The 8110-nt window shown below is 68.9% G+C and carries 6 protein-coding genes and 2 pseudogenes; 5 read left to right on the forward strand and 3 right to left on the reverse strand.

Going from position 1 to position 8110, the window contains the following annotated elements:
• The first annotated feature begins 152 nt into the window (after nucleotides 1-152).
• The 5 genes from ACWD0Y_RS35315 (at nucleotide 153) to ACWD0Y_RS35335 (ending at nucleotide 5274) form a co-directional block, all read left to right on the forward strand.
• Nucleotides 153-722 (forward strand): replication-relaxation family protein, encoded by a 570-nt coding sequence (locus tag ACWD0Y_RS35315; protein ID WP_450264353.1) that lies wholly within the window; start codon nucleotides 153-155, stop codon nucleotides 720-722.
• A gap of 603 nt (nucleotides 723-1325) precedes the next feature.
• Nucleotides 1326-1484, forward strand: a complete 159-nt coding sequence (locus tag ACWD0Y_RS35320; RefSeq protein ID WP_450264354.1) for a hypothetical protein — start codon at nucleotides 1326-1328, stop codon at nucleotides 1482-1484.
• A 615-nt stretch (nucleotides 1485-2099) separates the two neighbouring features.
• Entirely contained in the window at nucleotides 2100-3932 is a 1833-nt protein-coding gene (locus tag ACWD0Y_RS35325; protein WP_450264355.1) for an alpha/beta fold hydrolase, read from the forward strand.
• 182 nt (nucleotides 3933-4114) lie between these two features.
• Nucleotides 4115-4711: an isochorismatase family protein gene (locus tag ACWD0Y_RS35330; protein ID WP_450264356.1), complete on the forward strand. Its 597-nt coding sequence runs from the start codon at nucleotides 4115-4117 to the stop codon at nucleotides 4709-4711.
• Nucleotides 4712-4890: 179 nt separating this feature from the next.
• On the forward strand, nucleotides 4891-5274 hold the full coding sequence (locus ACWD0Y_RS35335) for a hypothetical protein (RefSeq protein WP_450264357.1): 384 nt from the start codon (nucleotides 4891-4893) through the stop codon (nucleotides 5272-5274).
• Between the two features lie 113 nt (nucleotides 5275-5387).
• On the opposite strand, the pseudogene ACWD0Y_RS35340 reads toward ACWD0Y_RS35335, so the two are convergent.
• From ACWD0Y_RS35340 to ACWD0Y_RS35350, 3 genes and pseudogenes are all read right to left on the reverse strand, one after another.
• Nucleotides 5388-5555 (reverse strand): annotated as a pseudogene (locus ACWD0Y_RS35340) (IS6 family transposase); the annotation flags it as partial.
• Between the two features lie 279 nt (nucleotides 5556-5834).
• Nucleotides 5835-7631, reverse strand: coding sequence for a pentapeptide repeat-containing protein (locus ACWD0Y_RS35345; protein WP_450264358.1), 1797 nt, complete (start codon nucleotides 7629-7631; stop codon nucleotides 5835-5837).
• Nucleotides 7632-7744: 113 nt separating this feature from the next.
• A pseudogene (locus tag ACWD0Y_RS35350) lies at nucleotides 7745-8014 on the reverse strand (IS5/IS1182 family transposase); the annotation flags it as partial.
• Nucleotides 8015-8110 lie beyond the last annotated feature (96 nt).

Consider the following 8110-nt stretch of genomic DNA (forward strand, 5'->3'; position numbering starts at 1 on the left):
CGCCGAGAACGGCAGTTCCACCGAGACGGGGGAGAGGCTGCGGAACCTGACCCCCGAGGGCCTGGAGGCCGCCTCCTACGAGATGCGGCTCCCGGCGGGGGAGATGAGGTCCACCGCCGGGCGGCGCGGGCTCCAGCGGAGCCTTCCACCCAATGGCCGTCAACGAGACCGTGATCGCGATGCTGCGCCCGAAGCCGAACCTGACCAGGCTCGCCGACGATCCGCCTCACGTCCGGGCCGCCCAGGCCGCCGTCGATGCGCCGGCCGGGATCGGCCGCCTCGCCTCGTACTGGCCCGAAGTCCCGCTGCCCGCCACCGGCACGTGGAACGCGCCCGGCAAGGGCGGCGCCCAGGCCGACATCGTCCTCACTGCCCCGCAGGACCGGGTGCCGCTGCTGTTCATCGAGGTCGACAACTGCCACGAGACGCCGGAGGAACTCGCCGACAAGCTGGAGAAGTACGCCCGGTTCTTCTGGCGGAAGGTGAAGGACACCGACGACCGTGAGCGCCCGATGTGGCGCACCCGCTGGAGCGCTCCGGCCACCTGGTCCGGCGACAAGACGCACCCGCCCGTCCTGCTGGTGTTCAACCGCACCGGCGAGCGCAACCTCAACCGCACCATCCCGCGCCTGCAAGAGCTCACCCGTCACCTGTGGCAGGGCAGCAGCAGAAGGACTTCCACGTCTACGACGGGAGGATCCTGTTCATCGCGGCCGGCCTGAACCAGCTGCGCGAGCACGGCCCGGAGGGACCGGTGTTCCTCCGCTTCGGCCGTACTCACATGCAGCCCCTGCGGGAAGCGATCGGCAACCCCCGCCGTGAGGCGGCCGATGCACGCGCCCGGGAAGAGGCCAAGGCCCACCAGGAGAAGTACCAGGCACAGCTGCGGCGGGCAGCCCAGGAGCAGGCGGCGAAGAAGGCAGCCGAGCGTGAGGCCCGCCGCCCCGTCTGCACCGGCTGCGGGGCGAAGTTCACCGACGAGCGGTGGGCGGTGGCTCAGGCGACCGACCGGGGAGCGCCGAAGGGCTCCCGTCCGCACCTGTGCGACGACTGCAAGAAGCAGGCCCTCACCGCCGAATGCCAAGCTGCCGTCACGCAGGAGCGCCAGGAGCCGGTACGTCGTGAGGCAGAGCAGCCGACTTTCCAGCGCTCGCCCCATCGTCCCGTCTGCACCGAGTGCGGGGCCACGTTCACCGACGAACGGTGGAAGGCGACCGAGCGCGTCGGCTGGGGCGCTACTCCAGAGTCCCGCCCGTCTCTATGCCAGGACTGCGACCGGCGGTACGTCACCGACATCCAACAAGCCTGGCCGGACGAGCACCAGCATGAGGGGCAGGGACGAGGTCCTCGGCACTGCCTACAGCGACCACGACCTGGTCATGTTCCTCAAGGGCGCCGGCGTCGCCGAACCCGAGGCCATCCTGGACAGCCTGCAGCGGGTGGAATGGCGCAGCGGCCCCGCCCACCAGTTCAGCGCCGCCTGACGGCCGAGCGGCGGCAGCGGCCGGGCAGCATTCCCCCGGGTAGGTCTGGGGTGAGGCTGCGTTGCTCTTTCGTTCCCTGCCAGGAACTGCCCGCTGCGGGCACGGCCGGATCACAGAGCCGGTCACGGCCTGACCGAGTTCATCGTGGGAAGTCGTGGTTGTCTTCGCTGAGCGGCGGGATGTGCTGGATGTCGATGTCCGTGTGAACACGGTGAGCGCCGGGGAGGGGTGGGGGCCCCTGTCCAGCATGGTCACGAGCGATGGCAACTCCCCAGGACGGCACTCAACGACGTACGGCGCGTTCCGTTGCGCCCTTGAAATCTCATGAGGGCTGTCGCAACGCTCTCCCGCTGTCTTCGCTCGCGCGGTCGCACCTGCGGTCACGGGGTCGGCGAGGACGTTGTGGGCGGTAGCCGCGCTTGCTGCGGGGCGCGCGTGGCGTTCAGGGGGCGCTCGGATCGCGCTGAGTGACGGCCGTGCTTCTGCACACCCTGCGCCTTTTGCCTTCGGTGAAGGAGCGGACCGACAGGATCTGGGAAGTGCCGGGCCTCCGGCAGACGGCATGTGCCGGCGGTGCCTGACGGTTCGGTCGGCGACAGTGAGGAGACGAGCATCGTGAGCCACCCGCACAACAACGACGGCGTGGGTATCGCAGCACAGTTGAACCGGATCGCCCGGCACGGCATCTACACCTCGCCCACGTCACTGGACCCGGCCGCTGCCCACGTCGCAGAGGCGCTGATCGCCACCCTGGACGGCACGGCTGAGCAGCCGGTACTGCCCCCCGATCTCCAGAGGCTGACGGAGCAGGTACAGCAGCAGGCGACCATTGGCTTTCCCCGCATCACTGCCGAGGACGGCGTACGGCTGTCGGCACACACGATCAAGCTCAGGACCGACGAATCCGCTCCCGTGGTGATCGTGCCGGCTGGGTGGACGCCTTTCGGCTGGGCGCTGTTCGAGTACACGTACCTCCAGCTGGCGCTGCGCGGCTACCACGTGCTGGCCTACACCCCGCGTGGGATCGGTCTCACGATGCCCGTGCCCGGTAAGGGCTACGTCGATGGGCCGTTCACCTCCGGGGGCACCATCGACGTGGCCGGACCTCTCGACTGGGCCGATGGCTTGACCGTCATCGACTACGCGGAGAAGCACTTCAAGCCCAGCCGGATCGCCTTCCTGGGCGAGTCCTACGGTTCGGGTATCAGCCAGCTGGTCGCGGCGCACGACCCGAAAGAGCGCGTGGCCGCGGTCGTGGCCCTGAGTACCTGGGGCGACCTGGCCGCCAGTCTTCTCCAGAACGACACCCGGCACCTGGCGGCGGTGACCGCCCTGATCAACTTCACCGGCGGTCCGGCCGATCGGAAGTTCGACGCGGCCACCCGGCAGATCCTGGCGGACTTCCAAGCCGGCCAGAACCTCGACACCGTAGAGAAGTGGGGCAAGAAACGATCGCCCTCCTCGTACGCCGACAAGACCAACGCCCGCGCCATCCCCACCTTCTTCTCCAACACCTGGCACGAGACGCTTTTCCCAGCCAACCAGGTCATCGAGCACTTCAACGGCCTGACCGTGCCCAAGCACCTGAACCTGTGGATCGGCGACCATGCCGCACCCGAGGGCGCCGGTCTGACCATCCCGTTCAGCGGACCCAACGAGCCGGTCGAGGAGGCATTCGCCTGGCTGGACCACCACGTGCGCGGGATCGGCAACGCCGTACCCACCTGGCCCGCAGTCACCAGCCAGATCATGTTCACCTACGAGACCCGGACCGACCCGCAGACCGGAAGCACCGAGATCGTCACACCGGCCGCCCGTGAGTCCAGCCCGTCCTGGGAGGACGTCACCACCTCCACCGAGCGGTGGTACCTGACGGCCAGCGCATCGGACGACCGTGACGGCGGCCTGGCAACCGAACCGGAAACGGGCTGGGAGCGGGAGTTCACCGCCGGGCAGACGACCGAGGCCATCGCGGCGGACGCCGTCATCACGAGCGGCCAGGCCGAGTGGAACGGCAACCCGAAGAGCTACATCACGGAGAAGTTCGACCGGCAGAACCTCGCGGTCTGGACAAGCGATCCGATCGCGGCGGACAGCCACGAGGGCGCGGCACGCAGGATCCGGGGCATCTGTGAACTCACGCTGACCGTGCGCAGCACGGCCCCTTCCACGACCCTGGTGGCCTGCCTCTTCGCCCTCGGCCCCGACAGCATGGCCCGCATCATCACCCACGAACCCCTCACCCTCACCGCCCTGACCCCCGACCAGGACCACAGCGCCACCTGGAAACTGCAGGCCGCCGGCTACGACCTGCCCCAGGACCACCGGCTGATGCTGGTCGTCACGAGCAAGGACCCGCTCTACTCGGATGCCAGCGCCGACGGCAGCACCACAACGATCAGCTCTCCCGCCGGCAAGGCCGCATGCCTGACACTGCCCCTGGGCTGATCCGGCACCGCGGGGGTGGGGCACTCCTGGCACGCTGACCGTTGCCCGGAGCCGTCCTGCCGGGCGCGGGCTGCCAGATGACCGAGGCCGGGTGCAAAGAGGAAGGGACTGCTGGGGGAAGCGCTCCCGCATGCGGGAGCGGAAAGATCGTGTACTTGAGAACGGAAATGGAGGGCAGCGGCATGAAGCGTGCGCTGATCGTGGTGGATGTACAGAACGATTTCTGTGAGGGCGGCAGTGTCGCCGTGGCCGGCGGAGCCGAGATCGCCACAAAGGTGTGCGAACTGGTCTCACAGGCAGCCGAGGCCGGGTACGCGCATGTGGTGGCGACGCGGGACCATCACATCGACCCTGGTGACCACTTCTCCGACACCCCTGATTTCAGGACCTCCTGGCCGGTGCACTGCGTGGCCGGTACGCCCGGCTCCGGCTTCCACCCGAACTTCGCTCCCGCAGTGGAAGCCGGAGCGGTCGACGCCGTCTTCTACAAGGGTGCCTACGAGGCCGCCTACAGCGGCTTCGAAGGGGCCGACGAGGACGGGCTGGGGATGACGGCGTGGCTGCGGGATCACGGTGTCACCGCGGTGGACGTGGTCGGCATCGCCACCGATCACTGCGTGAAGGCCACGGCCCTGGACGCGGCCGAGGCCGGCTTCAGCACCCAGGTGCTGCTGGACCTGACCGCCGGCGTCAGCCACAGCACCATCACTCAGGCCTGCGAAGAACTCCGGCAGGCCGGCGTGGACCTGTCGGGCGCCCCAGTGGTCGCCAAAGCGTAGAAGCCCGGCCTCCCGTCCGGCCCGCGCATACGGGCCGGACGGTGAGGGTCGGTGAACGCGGGTGCCTGTAGCTGATCGAGCAGGCAATCCCTGGCGTTCAGGCTGCCGCCGGCTCCGCTGGGAGCCCCAACGCACCTGCGGTGGGGCCCACCGGCCTGCGAAGAGCAAGGATTCCCGCCATGCAGTACATACGACCTGCCAAAGCCGCCCTCACCGTCGCCACCGCCACCGCGGCCTGCCACTCCCTCATGTCCGCCGGCTACACCTGGGCCCACGAAAGTAGAGCCACAGACGAGCACACGATGTTCTCCGGCGCCTTCGAGTTCCTGCTCACCACAGCCGCTTCCTGGGCTCTCATGCCCCTCCTGCTGTGGGCCGGCATGTGGATAATGCGGGAGACCGGCAACGCCGTGCTCGTTGGTGGGCTGGTCTGGGTGGGGCTCTCCGGGTACTACATCGATGACATCGACTTCGAGGGCGGGCACATACCGGTCCTGGCCCTCGCCGCATACGTGCTTCTCGGGGCAGGGCTGGCCGGGGTCGGTTCAGGCCGCCACGGCTGACGCCCGGGCCCCGTGTCCGCGCTGTGGGAGATCATTCGCGGGCGCTGTCACGTTGTTGAGTGTGAGTGTCTGGCGGTATGTCGGGTGTGGTGGGGCCAGGTGGCAGTTTTGGGTCAGGCTGCGGCAGGCGGGGCGGTGGCGCCGGTGGTCTGGTTCCAGATGGCGAAGCGGATGGTCGTCTCGGCGCGGTAGTCGGTGGCGGTCATCAGGTGGCGGCGGGGCCAAAAGTGCGGTGAGATACCGCTGAACGCCGACAGGGACCGCTGGGCGGCGCCCACGCTAGACGTCGTCCCGGACGATGCGCCGGCCCCGATCGAGGCGGCCCAAGTGCAGCGCCGATGCCAGGCCGCGGCGACCGAGGCCGCCGCGCTGCGCCGGGCCCGTGCGGAGAAGTTCGGTCAGCGGATCGAGCCGCGTCGTCTGGAGCAGACGGCGTGACGGGCGGGCCAGGCGCTGGTCTCCGGCAACATCTTCCGTGCGGCGCCTCGGGGCGGGGCGAGCGCGCCGATCACATCAGGTGGCCGTGGCTCCCTGTCTTCTCTGCCGTGTGTGGGCGGTGATCAGCGTTTGACGCGGCTACGGACGGCGAGGACGGCCAGGCCGAGGAGGACGGGTTCGGCCAGCCGGGAAGTCATCTCGGTGTAGGTGCCGGTGGTAGTGAGGTCTTGTCCGGAGGAGCGGAAGATCACCGAGTTGATCACCACCCGCAGACTCTTCTCCAACCGTTCGGTAGTGACGCGTTCGGTCAGTGGACCGGTGGGGTTGACCGGGTCGGGGGTGTCGGTGGTGAGGACGATCTTGTGCCCGATGGCGACCTGGCGGCCGGTGGTGGCCGGCCTCGGGTCGTCTACGGGCAGGCCCCACAGCATCATCACCGTGACCGTGACGGCCATCGCCACCCCCAGCCAGCCCAGTGCACGGGCGGCGCGCAGCCCGTACCCGGAAAGAGCCCAGTAGACCTTCAGTAACGCGCGCTCGCCCCAGGGCCGGCCGGTGTCGTGGCGGCGCATCTCGCATTCGCCGTAGTAGAAGTCGGCGGCGTCCGGCTCGTTCTTGCCGTCCTCCAGCGACTTGCGCAGTTGCCGGTACAGCGCCGCCACCGCCGCCGGCCTCAGCTCGGGGGCGTCCTGCGGCGGGCTGTTCCAGCCCAGGGCGGCGGCCCGGCCTGGGTGGTGGGCGGTGCGAACCCGCCAGTGGTGCTCCTCGATCAGGGTGTTGCGGCGGCTCCACCGCCAGGGGAAGCGCCGGTCCCAGCCGGTGGGGGTGGTGGCGAAGGTGCACCAGCCGTCGACCTTCAGCTGGTCGAGGTGGACGGCGCCGGCGAACCGGCAGGTGCTCAGGTCGATGTCGTGCAGCGCCAGGTGTGCGGCATCCACCCCGCCTACCGTGCTCAGATGCACGCCGGGCTCCAGACCGGACAACTCTGTCTCTGGCCACGAGCCAGCCCAGTGGGGCAGGGGGAAAGGGGTGGGGCGGGCGGCGACCAGCACCGGGTACTCCAAGACCGCGTCTCTCAGGTCCAGCTCGGCGTAGCGCAGGTGCAGCGTGGCGGTCGACGCCCACCGGGTGCGCGCACAGCTCACCTGACGGGCGGCTATCTCCAACGTCACCGGCTGCTGGAATACCGCACCGTCCAACACCACCCTCTTATCGCACACCAGCGGCCCCAGGCGGGTTGTCACTTCGAACCGCGCTTTGCCGAACCCGGCGTCGCCGGAGAAAGACGCCCTGTCGAACCAGGCGTCGCCGGAGAAAGACGCCCCGCCGAATCCGGCGTCGCCGGAGAAAGACGCCCTGTCGAACCAGGCGTCGCCGGAGAAAGACGCCCCGCCGAACCGAGCCTGGCCGAAGAAGGACGCCGCACTGAACCTGGCGTCGCCAGAGAAGGAGGCGCAGACGTAGGTGTCGCCGGAGAAGGAGGCCTCGTTGAACCCGGCGTCGCCGGAGAAAGATGCCCCATAGAACCTGGCGTCGCCGGAGAAGGACGCCGCGACGAACCCCGCGTAGCTGGAGAAAGACACCTTGTCGAACCGGGCGACTCCGGAGAAAGACGCCTCGTCGAACCGGGCGTCGCCGATGTGGGGCCGACCGGTGGCGGGGTCACGTAGGGCGGCGAGTAACTGATTCAGCAGTTCAGGGGTGAAAGGGGTGCCGCGGTGGTCGATGTCGGTGCCGGGCGAAAGTCCCGTGAGGTAGGCGGAGCGGCCGGTCTCGTCCAGGTGGGCCAGGCAGGCCGTGTGTCCGGGGACGCGGATGCCGCGGCAGCCGACGGGGTCGGTCGCGGGCGCGGCGCCGTGGCCGCAGTGTGACCACAGCGGGGGAGCGGTGAACGGTGGGTCAGGCGGTGCAGGCGTCATGCCTGAAGGACGATCGGCGTGGCCGGACAGTTGCCCATCGCCCAGCCATACGTCCGTTCTTGGTCACCCCGAGGGCGGACGTTCGTGCGTCTAGGGCCTGTGTGATGTCGTGATCAATCGGTGGTCTTCAGTAGGTCGTCGATCCAGATTATCGAGGCGCGGAGGTGGAGTCCGGCGAGGTAGCTTTCGGGTGTCTTGTCGTAGCGGGTGGTGATGCCTCGCCGGGCTTTCAGCTTGTTGATCAGGCGCTCGACGGTGTTGCGTTCCTTGTAGAGGTCGGCGTCGTGGGTGAGGGGCCGGCCTCCTCGGGCGCCTTTCTTCTTCCGGTTGGCGGCCTGGTCCTTCTTCTCCGGAATGACGGCTTTGATGCCGCGCTTGCGCAGTTACTGAGGTTGAACTCGTGATGTCGTTGGGTTGCTCAGGTGGGTCTGATGGCCAGGCCGGTCTCGGTGAGGCAGCCGTCTATGAGGTCGCTGCGG

The organism is Streptomyces altiplanensis (assembly GCF_053591575.1).

What these genes read in the sequence shown, in the direction of transcription:
- ACWD0Y_RS35315 (WP_450264353.1), top strand. Translation starts at nt 153, where the DNA reads ATGGCCGTCAACGAGACCGTGATCGCGATGCTGCGCCCGAAGCCGAAC.
- ACWD0Y_RS35320 (WP_450264354.1), top strand. Translation starts at nt 1,326, where the DNA reads ATGAGGGGCAGGGACGAGGTCCTCGGCACTGCCTACAGCGACCACGAC.
- ACWD0Y_RS35330 (WP_450264356.1), top strand. Translation starts at nt 4,115, where the DNA reads ATGAAGCGTGCGCTGATCGTGGTGGATGTACAGAACGATTTCTGTGAG.
- ACWD0Y_RS35335 (WP_450264357.1), top strand. Translation starts at nt 4,891, where the DNA reads ATGCAGTACATACGACCTGCCAAAGCCGCCCTCACCGTCGCCACCGCC.
- ACWD0Y_RS35345 (WP_450264358.1), bottom strand. Translation starts at nt 7,631, where the DNA reads ATGACGCCTGCACCGCCTGACCCACCGTTCACCGCTCCCCCGCTGTGG.